Annotated in this window: 12 protein-coding genes; 1 reads left to right on the forward strand and 11 read right to left on the reverse strand. The window is 72.2% G+C overall.

Annotated elements, in window-relative coordinates; all coding sequences use genetic code 11:
* Positions 1–80: 80 nt before the first annotated feature.
* The 11 genes from ACFQ2V_RS08355 to ACFQ2V_RS08405 form a co-directional block, all read right to left on the reverse strand.
* The gene (locus ACFQ2V_RS08355; protein ID WP_386052210.1) at positions 81–1,022 is read right to left on the reverse strand and encodes an N-acetylglucosamine kinase; all 942 of its coding nucleotides are present in this window, start codon (positions 1,020–1,022) and stop codon (positions 81–83) included.
* 13 nt (positions 1,023–1,035) lie between these two features.
* Positions 1,036–1,944: a carbohydrate ABC transporter permease gene (locus tag ACFQ2V_RS08360; RefSeq protein ID WP_386052211.1), complete on the reverse strand. Its 909-nt coding sequence runs from the start codon at positions 1,942–1,944 to the stop codon at positions 1,036–1,038.
* Positions 1,941–2,840, reverse strand: coding sequence for a carbohydrate ABC transporter permease (locus tag ACFQ2V_RS08365; RefSeq protein ID WP_386052212.1), 900 nt, complete (start codon positions 2,838–2,840; stop codon positions 1,941–1,943). The genes ACFQ2V_RS08360 and ACFQ2V_RS08365 overlap by 4 nt, the downstream gene beginning before the upstream one ends.
* 46 nt (positions 2,841–2,886) lie before the next feature.
* Positions 2,887–4,212: an extracellular solute-binding protein gene (locus ACFQ2V_RS08370; RefSeq protein WP_386052213.1), complete on the reverse strand. Its 1,326-nt coding sequence runs from the start codon at positions 4,210–4,212 to the stop codon at positions 2,887–2,889.
* Between the two features lie 89 nt (positions 4,213–4,301).
* Entirely contained in the window at positions 4,302–5,216 is a 915-nt protein-coding gene (locus ACFQ2V_RS08375) for an N-acetylmuramic acid 6-phosphate etherase (protein ID WP_386052214.1), read from the reverse strand.
* 113 nt (positions 5,217–5,329) lie between these two features.
* Complete coding sequence (locus tag ACFQ2V_RS08380) at positions 5,330–6,238, reverse strand: MurR/RpiR family transcriptional regulator (RefSeq protein WP_386052215.1); 909 nt, start codon at positions 6,236–6,238, stop codon at positions 5,330–5,332.
* A gap of 4 nt (positions 6,239–6,242) precedes the next feature.
* Positions 6,243–7,985 (reverse strand): serine hydrolase, encoded by a 1,743-nt coding sequence (locus ACFQ2V_RS08385; protein WP_386052216.1) that lies wholly within the window; start codon positions 7,983–7,985, stop codon positions 6,243–6,245.
* A gap of 55 nt (positions 7,986–8,040) precedes the next feature.
* Positions 8,041–9,363 carry an exo-beta-N-acetylmuramidase NamZ family protein gene (locus ACFQ2V_RS08390; RefSeq protein WP_386052217.1) on the reverse strand — a complete coding sequence of 441 codons (1,323 nt, stop codon included), beginning with the start codon at positions 9,361–9,363 and terminating at the stop codon, positions 8,041–8,043.
* Positions 9,360–9,704 (reverse strand): hypothetical protein, encoded by a 345-nt coding sequence (locus ACFQ2V_RS08395; protein ID WP_386052218.1) that lies wholly within the window; start codon positions 9,702–9,704, stop codon positions 9,360–9,362. Before ACFQ2V_RS08395 ends, ACFQ2V_RS08390 begins: the two co-directional genes overlap by 4 nt.
* 1 nt (position 9,705) lies before the next feature.
* Positions 9,706–11,535, reverse strand: coding sequence for a glycoside hydrolase family 3 protein (locus ACFQ2V_RS08400; protein WP_386052219.1), 1,830 nt, complete (start codon positions 11,533–11,535; stop codon positions 9,706–9,708).
* A 132-nt stretch (positions 11,536–11,667) separates the two neighbouring features.
* Entirely contained in the window at positions 11,668–13,245 is a 1,578-nt protein-coding gene (locus ACFQ2V_RS08405) for an ATP-dependent DNA ligase (RefSeq protein ID WP_386052220.1), read from the reverse strand.
* 111 nt (positions 13,246–13,356) lie between these two features.
* Here ACFQ2V_RS08405 and ACFQ2V_RS08410 point away from each other — a divergent pair, with 111 nt between their 5' ends.
* Positions 13,357–14,364: an alpha/beta hydrolase gene (locus tag ACFQ2V_RS08410; RefSeq protein ID WP_386052221.1), complete on the forward strand. Its 1,008-nt coding sequence runs from the start codon at positions 13,357–13,359 to the stop codon at positions 14,362–14,364.
* The last annotated feature ends 68 nt before the right edge of the window (positions 14,365–14,432 follow it).

A 14,432-nucleotide genomic window follows, 5' to 3' on the forward strand; every position in this document is an offset into this window, starting at 1 on the left:
TCGAGGCCGACCTGGGACGTACCCGATCGGCGCAGCCGGCCCCCCGGGGTGTCCATCGGGGGTTCGCCGGCGCTCGGGCGTCAACCGGCGAGCAGGTATGCCGGGTGCTCGGGAACGCTGCCTTTCTCGAGCAGGTGCCGGGCGAGCAGCAGTGCGCCGTCGAGCGCGCCGCCGAGCGCAGGTGAGCGGGCGACCCCCGTCCGGGCCAGTGCGGCGTCGAGGGCGTCCACCACCGGTGGTGCCGCCAGCAGGCCGCCGGTCGCGGTGAGGCTCGGTGACGGGAGCCCCTCCGCGGCGCGGAGCAGCGCCTGTGCGAGAGCCGAACCCGTTCGCGCGCACAGGTCTCGGGCGACGGGGTCGTCTGCGGCGGCTGCCGTGACGAGCGGGGCGACGGCGGCGAGACGCTCCGGCGCGTCGGGGGTCGTCATGACCTGGCGCGGCCACGTCTCGGGTGGTCCGAGCAGGGCGGTCGCCGCGTCGAGGAGGGCGGGCGACCCGTCGGGGAGGCCGTCGTGGGCCCGGAGTGCCGCCCGCAGGCCTCCCATCCCCAGCACCGCGGCGGACCCGGCGTCGCCGAGCACGTGACCCCACCCGTCGACGCGCCGCCACTGTCGTTCGAAGTCCGTGCCGAAGGCGACCGCGCCGGTGCCGGCCGCGACGACGGCACCCGGACCGATGCGTCCGGTGGCGCCGACGAGGTTGGCGACGGCGTCGCTCACGACGACGGTGCGTCGGGCGCCGAGGCCGTGCACCACCGTGCGCAGCACCTCCGCGCGGTCAGCGAGGAAGAGCAGCCCCCGCATCGACCACACGACGACCGCGGGGGGTCCTGCGGCAGAGGTCAACCCGTCGTCGAGAATCCGGCGCGCATCCCCGACGAGCGCCGGCACGTCGATGCCTCCGGCCCCGACCCGCACGCCCGCGGCGGTGCGCACGGGACCCGGCGAGCCGGCATACGTCTGGAGGCGAAGACCCGAGCCGCCGACGTCGACGGCAACCACCGTGTCGGTCGGCTCGCTCACGTGAGCGAGCCGATCACTTGGCCATGCCGGCGGTCAAGCCCGCGACGATCTGCTTCGTCGCGACGAGGAACAGCACGATGAGGGGGACGGTGGTGATGACGAGCCCGGCGAAGACGGCCGAGTAGTTCGTCGCGTTCTCGCCGAAGAAGGTCGTGAGGCCGACGGGGAGGGTGTACTTCTCCTCGCGGCGCAGCAGCACGAGCGGGAAGAGGAAGTCGTTCCAGATCGGCACGAAGCGGAAGACCGCCACGGTCGCCAGGGCGGGACGCACGAGCGGAACCATGATGCGCCAGAACGTCTGCCAGCTCGTCGCGCCGTCGAGGGCCGCCGCCTCCTCGAGCTCCTCGGGCAGCTGCCGGAAGAACGTCGTGAGCACGAAGATCGAGAAGGGGATGCCTGACGCGGCGTACATGAGCATGAGGCCCAGCCGGGAGTCGACGAGCCCGAGCCCGTCGAAGAGGTAGAAGATCGGCAGGATCGCGAGGTGGATCGGCAGCATCAGCCCCGAGAGGAAGAGCGACTCGAGCCACCGGAAGATGCGTGAGCGGCTCCGCGCCAGGGCATACGCGGCCATCGTCGCCACCGCTGTCGAGATGGCCACGGCGCCCACGGTGACGGCGAGCGAGTTGCCGAAGTACGTCGCGAAGCTGCCCGTGGTCCACGCCTCGACGTAGCTCGCCGTCGTCGGAGGGCTGGGCAGCCCGAGCGGGTCGGTGATGAGGTCGGCGTTGGTGCGGAAGCTGTTGCCGACCATGAGCAGCAGCGGGACCAGCGCGAGTGCGGCATACCCCCACAGGAGCACGCCGGCACCCGTTCCGCCCACGGGACGGTTGGGCCGGGGTGGCCGCCGCCGACTGCGGGGGGCGGACGACGTCGTGGCCTGCCGCGCGGGTGCCTCGGGAGTGACGACGGCGGTCGTCATGCGGTGATCCTCCGCTCGTGTCGGCGCAGCACGGCCGTGGCCGCGTAGGCCCCGCCGAAGATGATGAGGAACAGGAGGGTCGCCAGGGCCGACGAGCTGCCGATGGCGTCGGTGGCGCCCGAGTCGAAGGCCGTGCGGTAGAAGAGCAGCGAGACGAAGTCCGTTGCGCCTGCTGGGTTTCCGGTCGAGCCGCCGAATGCGTACGGCAGGGCGAAGGCCTCCATGGCGAAGATGAACGTCAGCACGGAGACGGTGCCGACAGCGGGGACGAGCAGCGGCAGCGTGATGCGGAAGAACGCCTGGCGGTTGCTCGCGCCGTCGACGCGGGCAGCCTCGGTGAGCTCTTCGGGCACGCCACCGAGAGCCGCGCCGTAGAGCAGCACCGGGAAGCCGATCCACTGCCAGACGCTGACGAGGATGACGACCCACAGGGCCGTCTTCGGGTCGCCGAGCCACGGCAGGGCCCACGACTCGAGGCCGACCCTCGTCAAAAGGGTGTTGACCGGCCCGAAGGTGGGCGAGAGCAGCAGCGTCCACAGGTAGCCGATGACGATCGGGCTCACCAGGTAGGGCATCGCGTAGAGCGTCTGCAGCACCCGACGGCTGCGCGGGCGGCTGTGGAGCAGGTACGCGATGGTGAGCCCGACGGTGTTCTGGATGAGCATCGTGCCGACGAAGAAGAGCACGTTGTGCAGCAGCGCCTGGGGCAGGTCGGTCGTGAAGGGTGCCCGCGTGAAGAGGGTCGTGAAGTTCGCGACCCCGGAGAACGCCCCGCGGGTCGTGCCCTGCCAGTGGAAGAAGGCGTACGAGAACGCCGTCACCATCGGGTAGAGCACGAACACCGCGAAGAGCGCGAGCGCCGGGGCCACGAAGAGCAGGCCGGTGCGCCGCCTCATGCCGTGCCTCATGCCGTGCCTCATGCCGTGCCTTTCGGGTCGGGCGTCACGCGCTCGGCTTGAACCACGTCTTGATGCCGGTGTCGAGGTCCTTGCTCACCGTGGCGGCGTCCTTGGAACCGAGCAGCATCTGCTGGATGCCCTTGCCCAGCAGCTCGGTGCCCGAGGGGGCGCCGTAGCGGAAGTCGGTCAGCAGCAGGTAGGGCGAGCCGGACTTCGCGTAGTTGTCGCTCATCTGCTTGAGCAGCGGGTCGGTCGGCTCGACGCCGGGCACCGCGGAGAGCTGCTTGATCTCGTCGTTCACCATCTGGCCGAACTGCTTGGAGGTCATCCACGTGACGAGCTCGGTGGCCTCGGCGGGGTGCTTCGACCGGGCGGACACGGCGAAGTTGCCATCGGCCCATCCTGCCGTGGTCGCGGCCGAACCGCTCGGCGAGCCCGGGGCCGGCGGCACCTGGAAGATCCCGATCTTCATCGCCGGGTTCGCCTTCTGGAAGACCGACAGGTCGAAGCTGCCACCGGGGATCATCGCGGCCTTCTCGGCGGAGAACAGCGTCTGCGCGTCGGTCTGGGCGACGCCGGTGACGTTCTTGGGCATGTACTTCGCCAGGTCGGCGACGACCTTGACCGAGCCCACCCACTCGGGGTCGGTGAAGGACTTCCTGCCCGACTGCACCTCGCCCTGGAAGGCCTTGCCACCGAAACGGGCACCGGCGAGCACCTCGTGGACGATCGGCAGGGTCCAGTCGTCCTTGGCGCCCACGGCGATCGGGGTGACCCCGGCGGACATCAGCTTGTCGTTGGCGGCGACGAACTCGTCCCACGTGGTGGGGGCCTTGATGCCGAGCTTGTCGAACAGGCCCTGGTTGTAGAACATCTGGACCGTCTGGCGCGCGAGCGGCACGGAGTAGGTCTTGCCGTCCTCCTTGCCCTTGGCGCTCGCGACGACGTTCTCGTCCCAGCCGGACAGGTCGACCTTGCCGTCGAGCGGCAGCAGCGACCTGCTCGCCACGGTGCCCTGCAGCTGGCCGTAGGAGCGGACCTGCGGCACGTCGGGACCGTTGGCGCCGGCCAGGCCGGTCGCGAGGATCTTGTTGTACTCGGTCGCCTTGAAGGCCTTGAACTCGACGTTCACGTTCGGGTGGGACTTCTCGTAGGCGTCGAAGATCTTGTTGTACGCCGCCTCGTCCTCCACGCGCCACGACCACACCGTCAGGGTGGTCCTGCCGTCGTCGCCGGCGCCGGTCCCTCCCGAGCCTCCCGACGAGGACGGCGAGCAGGCCGTCACGACGAGGGCTCCGGAGAGGACGGCGATCGTGAGGACGGTGCGGCGGGCCCGCGACGAGCCGGTGAGGTGTGGGGCGAACGTCATTGTCGTGCTCCTGTCGGGTTCTGCGTGGTGCCGGTGGCGCCGGTGGTGGGGGAGGGCGGTGCGGGAGTTCGGGGCGGGGAGGAACGGCGTCAGCGCACTGCCGTGCTGCCGAGGGACGGGCCTCCGAGCGCGACGAGGGCCTTCGCGACCGACCCGTCGTGCTCGGCGATGGCGCGGCGGGCCGTGGCGGCGTCGACGCCGGCGAGCATCGACAGCAGCGCCGGCTTCAGCTCGCCCCCGGCCTCGTCGAGGGCGGTTCTGGCCTGCCCGGGATCGGCGCCCGTCGCCTCCTGGAGGATGCGCAGCACGCGGCCGCGCAGCTTGGCGTTGGTGGCGACGACGTCGACCATGAGGTTGCTCCACGTGCGCCCGAGCCGGATCATCACGGCCGTCGAGAACGAGTTGAGGACCAGCTTCTGCGCGGTGCCGGCCTTGAGCCGGGTCGACCCGGTCAGCGCTTCGGGCCCCGTCCGCACGTCGAGGAGGTGGTCGGCGTGCTCGGCGATCTCGGCGTGCGGGTTGGCGGTGACGAGGGCGGTGACGGCGCCGCGCTCGCGGGCACGTTCGAGCGCGCCGGCCACGAACGGCGTACGCCCTGAGGCCGTGAGGCCGACCGCGATGTCTCCCGAACGGAGGGTGTCGGCCTCGGAACGACCGAGGTCGGCGTCGTCCTCGACGTTCTCGACGGCTCGGACCAGGGCTTCGGGACCGCCCGCGTGGTGGGCGACGAAGAGGCCCGCCGGAACGTTGAACGTCGGGAGCAGCTCGGCGGCGTCGAGCACGGCGAGGCGCCCCGAGGTGCCGGCGCCGAAGTAGTGGACGGTGCCGCCGGCTCGCAGCGAGTCCACCGCCCGGTCGACGAGGCGGGCGAGCTCGGGCAGCACCTCGCCGACGGCGGCCGCGACGGTGGCGTCCTCGGCGTTGAGGGCCCGGAGGATGTCGAGCGAGGTGTGGGTGTCGATCGACGTCGTCCCCGGATGGCGCTCCTCTGTGGGGGCGTCCACGGTCACCTCTTTGCTCACCCGATGGAGGTTAGTTTCCTACGCCTATGCCGTCAATGCCGTAAATGAGTCACGTGCGCGTCACGACTGGTGGGAGTCGGCAGGCGGAGGCACTCCTAGTCGGTGACGTGGTGGCCGGCGACGGCCTCGCGGGTGTCGGCAACGGCCTTGCGGGCGCGGCGCAGGTTGCGCTGGGCCACGGCGATGTAGAGGCAGTCGACGACGGTGAGGGCCGCGATCCGGCTCGCGGTCGCACCCGACCGCAGGCTGGTCTCGCGGGCGGCGGTGGTGAGCAGGAAGTCGACGCCCGAGGCCAGGCGCGACAGGGGGAAGTTCGTGATCGCGAGAGTCCTGGCTCCGGTGGCGCGCGCGGCTGCCAGGGCCTCGATCGTCTCGGTCGTGGTGCCGGAGTGCGAGATGCCGACGGCGACGTCGCCCGGCCCGAGCAGCGTGGCGCTCGTCAGGGCGATGTGCGGGTCGTTCCAGGCGAAGGCCACGATCCCGATGCGGTGCAGCTTCTGCTGGAGGTCGGTGCCGACGATCGAGCTGGCGCCGATGCCGTAGATGTCGATGCGCCCGGCCCTGGCGATGGCGGCCGCCGCTGCGGCGAGGGCCTCGCGGTCGAGCTGCTGGGCCGTCTCCTCGACAGCGCTGGCGTCGGTGAAGGCGACCTTGGCGATGATGTCGTCGATCGAGTCCTTGGCACTGATGTCGGTGCCGCTGCTGCTCATCGTGCGCGGCTGCGCGGACTCCTCGGCGAGGGCCAGGCGCAGCTGCGGGTAGCCGGGCAGACCGAGCCGTCGGCAGAACCGCAGCACCGTCGTCTCGGACGTGCGGGCTGCGGTGGCCAGCTCGCTGATGGTCAGGCCGGCGGCCCGCCGGGCGTCGGCCAGCACGATATCGGCCACGCGGTCCTCGGCGGGCGAGAGCGAGGGCTTGATCCCCCGCAGGCGGATGAGCAGGGACGCGCTCGCTGCGCTCGGCGCACCTGCGGGGGCGGGGGCCCCGCCGTCGGTCCTGGGCATGGGCCTACGCTACGGCGTCGCGACCCTGCAGCCGCCACCCGTCGGAGGTGAACGCGCCGGGTGTCTTCTCGCCGTCGAGCAGGACACCACCGGGGCCGTTGACGACGATGTCGTCGACCGCGACGCCGCGCCCGAGGTAGCCGCCGTCGGTGGTGTGGCGCCAGCGCAGCTGCTGCGAGCCCGCCGTCAGGTCGGCCCGGACCTGCACCCAGCGACGGGTGCCGGCGCGGGAGACGACGCCGTCGGCGCTCTCGGTCTCGCCGCGGTCGACGACCTCGAACGGCACCGCCGACCAGGTGGCGCCGCTGTCGGTCGACCGCTCGAGATGGAGCAGGTCGGTCTCCTCGGTGTCGAGGAAGAGGTCGAAGCCGAGGCGTGCGCCTCCGGGACCGACGGCGAGGGCGGGCGTCGTCAGGGTGGTGGTCGTCGCGTTGTCGGACCCCGTGAACCAGGCGGTGTCGCCGTGGCGCGGGCGGATGCCCATCGACGCCGCGAGTCCGTGGGCCCACTCGCGACGGGCGAGGTTGATCGATCCCCAGCTGCGGGAGGGGTGCACGCGGTTGGTGAGCAGGATCGCGAACGACCGTGACGTGAAGTCGATGACGATCGACGTGCCGGTGTAGCCGGTGTGGCCCGCGGTTCGTGGCCCGGCCAGGGCGTCCATGTACCAGCGCTGGTCGAGCTCGAAGCCGAGCCCGTGGCTGTCTCCGGGGAAGTCGCCGTTGAAGTCCGTGACGAGCTGCTCGACGCTCCTGCGGCTGAGGACGCGGCGCCCCTCGTAGGTGCCGCCGTTGAGCAGCGCCTGGGAGAGGACGGCGAGGTCGTCGGCCGTCGAGAAGACGCCCGCGTGCCCGGCCACCCCTCCGAGCGACCACGCGTTCTCGTCGTGCACCTCGCCGCGGACCAGGCCGCGCGGTGGGGCGGTCTGGTACTCCGTCGCCGCGGTGCGTGCGCGGTCGGTGGGGTTGTAGCCGGTGTCGCCCATGCCGAGGGGCGCCGTGATGCGGTCGTGCACCACGCTGTCGAGCGGCGCGCAGCGCAGCTTCTCGACCATGACGCCCAGGGTGATGAGGTTGAGATCGCTGTAGAGGTAGGTCGACCCGGCAGGGTTGGTCAGCGGCTGGTCCATGACGGCCTTGATGCGCGAGGCCTTGTCGGGCCACTTGCTCCACAGCGGCAGCCACGAGGTGAAGCCGGACGTGTGCGTCAGCAGCTGGCGCACCGTGACGGCCCCCTTGCCGCCCGCGGCGAACTCCGGGAGGTAGGCCGCCACTGGGCTCTCGAGGGAGACCTTGCCCTCCTCGACGAGCTGGACGACGGCGATCGAGGTGAAGAGCTTCGACACCGACGCCAGGTCGAAGATCGTGTCGGTGCGCATCGGCTCCCACTGGTCGCGCGGGAGCTCGGTGCTCGCGTCGGCGTAGCGCAGCGCCCAGCCGCTGGCGTGGCGCTCGACGATGCGCCCCTCGTGGCCCATGATCCCGACGGCACCGGCGAAGAGCGGGTGGCCGCTCGCGTCGACCTGCTCGTGGGCGTGGATGCGGTCGACGGCCTCTGCGATCGGGTCGGGGTCGAGACCCAGCGAGGCCGGGCTCGCGTCGGACAGCACGGTGTTGGGCGGGGCGAAGCCGCGGTCGGGCTTGCTGAAGTCGTCGGCGCGGGCGGAGCCGACGGGCCCGGCCGTCACGAGGCTGCCCGCCAGGGCGAGGCTGCCGAGGACGGCCGGGACGAGGGTGCGCAGGCGCATGTCACTCCTTGATCGTGCAACAGGTCGTGCAGCGGGTGGTGAGCCGGCGGACAGGTCAGTGCGAGGGGCCGCGGTAGAGGAGGTACTGCTGGCGCCGCGCGTCGAAGGCGGCCAGCTCGTCGCGCCACGCCCCGACCACCTCGTCGGCCGGTGCGCCGGCGAAGATCTGCGTGCGCAGGCGCTGCGAGCCGGTCAGCTTGTCGATCCAGTAGGGCCGAGCCGGGTCGTAGGAGTCGTAACGCCACGCGAAGTCGCGGTAGAGGGCCTTGGCCGCGACGAGCATCTCGACGGTCGAGCGGATCGGGTCGAAGGCCCCCGGGTCGGTCACGTGCAGCTGCACGCCGCCGCAGACCGCGCCGACGTGCTTGCTGAAGGTCGGCGTGAAGTAGGCCTCGCGGAACCCGACGCCCGGGAGACCAAGCGCCGCGAGGCGCTCGGCCCACCTGTAGTCCACGTAGGGCGCGCCGATGAGCTCGAACGGGCGCGTCGTGCCGCGTCCCTCGGAGAGGTTGGTGCCCTCGAACATCCCCGTGCCGGGGTAGACGAGCGCGGTGTCGGGGGTCGGCATGTTGGGACTCGGCATGACCCACGGCAGCCCGGTGACGGCATACGGCACGTCGCGGCGCCACCCCTTGACCTGGATGACTGTCAGCTCGGTGAGACGTCCTCCCGCGTCGGCGGGGAGGAACTCGGCGTCGAAGTAGCGGGCCAGCTCGCCGACCGTCATGCCGTGCGCCTGGACGATCTCCTTGGCGCCGACGCCCGAGGTCCACGGCGTTGTCATCATCGGCCCGACCGCGTTGCCGCCGATGGGGTTCGGGCGGTCGAGCACGACGAAGCGGGCCCCGACGGCGACGGCCGCGCGCATCGCCGTGTACATCGTCCAGATGTAGGTGTAGAACCGCGAGCCGACGTCCTGGATGTCGAAGACGACGGTCTCGACGCCGGCCGTGCGCAAGAGCGTCGTCATCTTGGCCGCGTTGGCACCGTAGGCGTCGTAGACCATGAGCCCGGTCCGCGGGTCGGTGTGGTTGCCCTCGGAGTCGCCGGCCTGCGCGGTGCCGCGGAAACCGTGCTCGGGGCCGAAGACGCCGACGATGTCGACGGCGCCCGACTCGTGCATCTCGTCGACGACGGTGCGCAGGTTGGTGAGGATGCCGGTCGGGTTCGTGATGACGCCCACCTTCTGCCCCGCAAGGGCGGACCAGCCGGCCGAGGCAGCAGCCTGCGCGCCCGTCGTGACCTGGTTGCTCGGGTAGGTCCGGGCGTATGCCGCCGGGCCGGCCTGCGCCGCAACGGAACCCGTCGCTGTGGCCGGGACTGCGACGGCGCCGAGGGCTCCTGCGGTGAGGAGCTGCCTGCGGTTGAGGTTCGTCATCGGGAGCTCTCCGATCCTTGGTCGAGAAGCACGGTCGCGGAGACGGCCCGGTGGTCGCTCGCGCCGAGGAGGGTGGGGGCGACGGCCCAGGCGTCGTTCAGGCGGTTCCAGAGGGGTGCGAGCTCTGGTGCGGTGCCCTCGGCGTTGAAGTCGCCGAGCAGCACCTGGTTCGCGCCCTCGGGGTCGCGGTCGAGGATCGCGAGGGTGTCGGCGACCTGGAGCGCGCGCATCGTCGGGTCGCCGCGCGGAACGGCTGCCGCCTCGGCCGATGCGCTCGTGGAGGTGGTGGCCGCCGCGACGGAGAGGACCGTCGCAGCGGCCACCGTGGGCAGGGCGCCCATGTCAGTAGGTCAGCCCGTGGCCGAAGGGGAAGAGAACCGTCGACGGGTCGCCCGCGGCGGGGATGTCGACCGGCAGCGACGCCGTTGGCGACACGTCGCCCGTGATGACCCGTGCCGCCGCCTCGATCGCGACCGGGCTGTACGAGTAGGTCGCGAGATAGGTGGGGGCGGCCGTGAAGTAGGCGATGTCGTACGGGTCGCGAACGGCGACGACGACGACGGTCTTGCCGGTCGCGAGCAGCTGCTTGACGAGCTTCTGCTGGCCGCCACGCGCGTCGGTGACCGAGGTGTCCCACGCCTTCATCGTCGTGACGACGACGACGTCCTTGTCGGCGGCAGCGGCCAGGGCCGTCGCGACCTTCGCGTCGGTGGGTGACGTGCCGGTCTCGAGCGTCTGGACCGTCGCGCCCCTGGTCGTCAGGGCCCGGGCGAGCGTCGCCGTCGTCGAGAGGCCGTAGCCCGTGACGAGGACCTTCTTGCCGCTCGCAGCGAGCGGTAGGGCGCCCGCGTCGTTCTTGACGAGCGTCGTCGTGCGGTCGGTGACAGCGTCGGCGGCGGCGAGGTGCGCGGGGATTCCGACGACGGACGCGACCCGCGCCGGGTCGGCGTACGGCTGGGCCACGACGCCTCGGCGGTGCTTGAGGCGCAGCACGCGGCGTACCTTGGCGTCGAGCTCGTCGGGGCGGATGCGGTGGCTGCGGACGGCATCCAGGACGGCGGCATACGCCGCGTCCATCGCCGGGCTCATGAGCAGCTGGTCGGCGCCGGCGAGCAGCGCCCGGACGGGCACCTCGGCGTCGCCGTACTTGTCGCGCACGCCCTGCATGCCGAGCGAGTCGGTCACGATGACGCCGTCGTAGCCGAGCTCCTCGCGCAGGACGCCGGTGAGGATCGGGCGGCTCAGCGTCGCCGGGTCGCCGGAGTCGTCGAAGGCGGGGAACGCGAGGTGCGCGGTCATGATCATGTCGATGCCCTCGCGGATGGCCGCCTCGAACGGCGGGGCGTCGACGGTCTGCCACTGCTCGCGCGTGTGCGTGATGATCGGGAAGGCGACGTGGCTGTCGGTCGCGGTGTCGCCGTGGCCCGGGAAGTGCTTGGCCGACGACGAGACGCCGCCGTCGCGCTGGTAGCCGGCGACCTGCGCCGCGGCGAGCTCCGCCGCGAGGTCAGGGTGTGAGCTGAACGAGCGGGTGCCGATGACGGGGTTGAGGGCGTTGACGTTGACGTCGCAGACCGGCGCGAAGTTGGTGTTCACGCCCATCGCGAGCAGCTCGCGGCCGGTGATCGCGGCGGCGGTGCGGGCGTCGGGGTCGCTGTCGCCGGCGCCGAGGGCCATCGCACCTGGGAACTGGGTGGCCGGCGGGCCGATGCGGGTGACGACGCCCTGCTCCTGGTCGATCGCGATCTGCAGGGGCACGGGCGCCTTGCCCCCCTGGGTGAGCGCCGCCTTCTGCAGGCCGTTGGAGAGGCTGACGATCTGGTCGGGGTTCTGCACGCTGTCGGTCCACGCGAAGTAGATGACGCCGCCGAGGTGGTACTTCCGCACGACCTCGGCCGGGCTCGCGACGCCGTAGAGGGGGAGGTTGCGACTGTCGGGCGTCGTCGCGTCCTTGCCGTAGACGTTCTGGATGAAGAGCTGACCGACCTTCTCCTCCAACGTCATCCGGTTGAGCGTCGAGGTGATCCAGCCCTCCTCGCCGGAGACTCCTGAGACTCCTGCGGGGAAGGCAGCTGCTGGGGTCGCGGCGGCGGCGGCTCCGCCGGCGGCCACGCCCAGGGCCGTCGTGGCGAGTCCGCCCGCGAGCACCGAGCGACGGGACAGGTCTGACATGGACATGGGTCCTCCGATGAAATGTGAACAATTCACGCATACTGCCGTCCGTTCGGAACTTACCTACGGAGTGTGGGGTCGGCAACAGATAGCGGCGCGTCCTCGCAGGACGCGCCGCTCGTGGCCCTCACCTCACCAGCCGGCGAGCGACCGCACGGTCTGGACGGTGTCGATCTCGGAGACCGGCTTGTCGTCGCGGTAGCGCAGGACCCGGGCGAAGCGCAGCGCCATGCCGCCGGGGTAGCGGCTCGAGCGCTGCACCCCGTCGAACGCGATCTCGACGACCTGCTCGGGACGCAGGGGCACGACGCCCCACGGCTGGCCCGAGCGCCCCGCCTCGACGTCGCCGGGGTCGACCGCGAGCTCCTTGAACCGCTCGGTCTGCCAGGCGAGCATCTCGTCGGTCATGCCCTTGAAGGTCTTGCCGAGCATGACGAGCTCGCCGGTGTCGGCGTCGCGCGCGCCGAGGTGGATGTTGGAGAGCCAGCCGCGCCGCCGGCCGCTGCCCCATTCGACGCCGAGCACGACGAGGTCGAGGGTGTGCCGGGGCTTCACCTTGACCCACCCGGGGCCGCGCCGACCGGCGGCATACGGCAGGGCGGGGTCCTTGACGACGACCCCCTCGTGACCGGCCGCGACGAGGTCGGCGAAGAGCTCGTGCGCGCGGACGGGGTCGTCGGTGAGCTCGCGCGGCACGAGCCACGCCGGCGGAACGGTGGCGGCCAGCCGGGCCCAGCGCGTGGCGGCGGGCTCGTCGAGCAGGTCGGCGCCGTCGAGGTGGAGCAGGTCGAAGAAGAACGGGGTGAGCGGCACCTCCTCGCGAAGGCGGTCGACGTCGGCGGTGCTCGCGGTGCGGGCACCGGTGACCTGGAACGGCAGGGGACGGCCGCCCTCGGCGAGGGCGATCACCTCGCCGTCGAGCACGAGCGTCTCGACCTCGAGGGTGGCCAGTGCCTCGGTGATCTCGGGCATGCGGTCGGTCACCTCGTCGAGCGTGCGGGTGAAGAGGCGCACGGTGCCCGGGCTCGTGCGGTTGTCGACGTGCGCCTGCAGCCGTATGCCGTCGAGCTTGGTCTCGACGACCACCTCGCCTCCCAGCGTGGCGAGCGCGGCGGCGACGTCGGGAGCCGAGCCGGCGAGCATCGGCCGCAGCGGCCGGCCCACCTCGAGGGTGAGAGCCTCCAGGGCATCGACGCCCCCGGTCAGGGCGGCGCTCGCGACAGGGCCGGCGAAGCCGGCGAGCATCACGGCCCGGCGTACCGCGGCGTCGGGAACCCCGGCCGCCCTGGCGACGGCCTGGAGCATCACCCCGTCGCCCGCGCCCTGGCGGGTCTCGCCCGTGATGAGGCCGCGGAGCCACAGCTGCTCGTCGGCGGTGGCGCGTGCGAAGAGGTCGCGCACGGCGGTGGTGCGGGCCGCGGCGGAGCCCGACCCGCCGATGGCGGCGATGGCGGAGGCGGCTGCGTCGACCTCCTGGACCGTGAGGGTGCTGGTGGCCGCCGGCTCGGGCAGACCCTGCAGGCCGCGCCAGCTGACGCCGATGCGGCGCTGGGGGAGCACGCCCGACAGGTGCGCAGTGACGACCTCGACGGTGGCCGGGCCGTCGGCGGCGGCGCGGGCGAGGCAGGCGGCCAGGGCCTCGACCTTCGCGGTGCGCGAGGACGTCGCGGCGACGGCATGGGACGTGGCGACGACGTCGGAGAGCTCCATGCCCAGATCCTGCCCGCTCCCACCCACATCCCAACCATCGAGAGGCCACCTGTGGCCCCCGCGCAGCGGTCTAGAGGCCACCCGCGTACGCGTCGGGTCTAGATTCGACCCATGCGCGGCACCGGGCTCAGGACACGCGCCCTGGCGCGAACCACCGCGCGGGGTGCGGCCGCCGCCGCAGGTCTGCTCGCCGTCGCGACCCGGGTGACGCCGTGGCCGTCCGCCCTGGCCATCCGGGCGGTCTTCGACCGCGGCGCCGCGCGGGCGAGCGCCTCCCTCGAGCGCCACGTGCCCGTCGGGCTCGTCGAGGACCTGGACGAGGCGTACGACATCTCCTCGCCCGACGGGCGGCTCGACGTCTTCCGTCCCGAGCGAGCCGGTCCGCTGCCGGCAGTCGTCTGGGTGCACGGTGGCGCCTTCGTCTCCGGTTCCAAGGGCGACGTCGCGAACTACCTGCGCGTGCTCGCCGGCCGGGGCTTCGCGACGGTCGGAGTCGACTACTCGGTCGCCCCCGGGTCGCGCTACCCGACGCCGGTGCGGCAGGTGGCCGCGGCCCTCGACCATGTCGTCGACCACGCCGACCGGCTCGGCATCGATCCCACGCGCATCGTCCTGGCCGGCGACTCCGCGGGAGCCCAGATCGCCGCGCAGGTGGCGCTGCTCACCACCGACGAGGCGTACGCGCGTGGCGTGGGGATCGCCGTCGACCTGGCTCCCGAGGCGCTGCGGGGGGTCGTGCTCTTCTGCGGCGCGTACGACTTCACGCTGGCCCGCGGGTCCACGCGGCTCGGCAGCTGGCTCGTCGACACCGCCATCTGGTCGTACCTCGGCCCGCGTCGGCGCGACGACACGATCACCAGGCAGGGCTCGATCCCCCCGAACCTGACGCCCGCCTTCCCGCCGACCTTCGTGTCGGCGGGCAACGGGGACCCCCTGCTGCCGCACACACTGGCCCTGGTCCGGTCCTTGGGATCGCACGGGGTCGACCACGAGACCCTTGTCTTCGCCGACGACCACGAGCCCCGGCTCGGACATGAGTTCCAGCTCGACCTCGACACGCCGGCGGGACGCGAGGCGCTGGACCGCGCGGTCGCGTTCATCCAACGCGTCACGTCCTGAGGAAACGGGCCAGAAGTGGCCTCTCGACGGTTGAGGGGTGGGAGGTGGTCACTTGACGTGGGTGCCTC

The organism is Terrabacter terrigena (assembly GCF_042676085.1).
Taxonomy (GTDB): Bacteria; Actinomycetota; Actinomycetes; order Actinomycetales; family Dermatophilaceae; genus Terrabacter; species Terrabacter terrigena.

Excerpts from the sequence above, each read along its gene's own strand:
- ACFQ2V_RS08360 (WP_386052211.1), bottom strand. The coding sequence starts at position 1,944 with ATGACGACCGCCGTCGTCACTCCCGAGGCACCCGCGCGGCAGGCCACG.
- ACFQ2V_RS08395 (WP_386052218.1), bottom strand. The coding sequence starts at position 9,704 with ATGGGCGCCCTGCCCACGGTGGCCGCTGCGACGGTCCTCTCCGTCGCG.
- ACFQ2V_RS08405 (WP_386052220.1), bottom strand. The coding sequence starts at position 13,245 with ATGGAGCTCTCCGACGTCGTCGCCACGTCCCATGCCGTCGCCGCGACG.
- ACFQ2V_RS08390 (WP_386052217.1), bottom strand. The coding sequence starts at position 9,363 with ATGACGAACCTCAACCGCAGGCAGCTCCTCACCGCAGGAGCCCTCGGC.
- ACFQ2V_RS08410 (WP_386052221.1), top strand. The coding sequence starts at position 13,357 with ATGCGCGGCACCGGGCTCAGGACACGCGCCCTGGCGCGAACCACCGCG.
- ACFQ2V_RS08365 (WP_386052212.1), bottom strand. The coding sequence starts at position 2,840 with ATGAGGCGGCGCACCGGCCTGCTCTTCGTGGCCCCGGCGCTCGCGCTC.
- ACFQ2V_RS08400 (WP_386052219.1), bottom strand. The coding sequence starts at position 11,535 with ATGTCAGACCTGTCCCGTCGCTCGGTGCTCGCGGGCGGACTCGCCACG.
- ACFQ2V_RS08385 (WP_386052216.1), bottom strand. The coding sequence starts at position 7,985 with ATGCGCCTGCGCACCCTCGTCCCGGCCGTCCTCGGCAGCCTCGCCCTG.
- ACFQ2V_RS08380 (WP_386052215.1), bottom strand. The coding sequence starts at position 6,238 with ATGCCCAGGACCGACGGCGGGGCCCCCGCCCCCGCAGGTGCGCCGAGC.
- ACFQ2V_RS08370 (WP_386052213.1), bottom strand. The coding sequence starts at position 4,212 with ATGACGTTCGCCCCACACCTCACCGGCTCGTCGCGGGCCCGCCGCACC.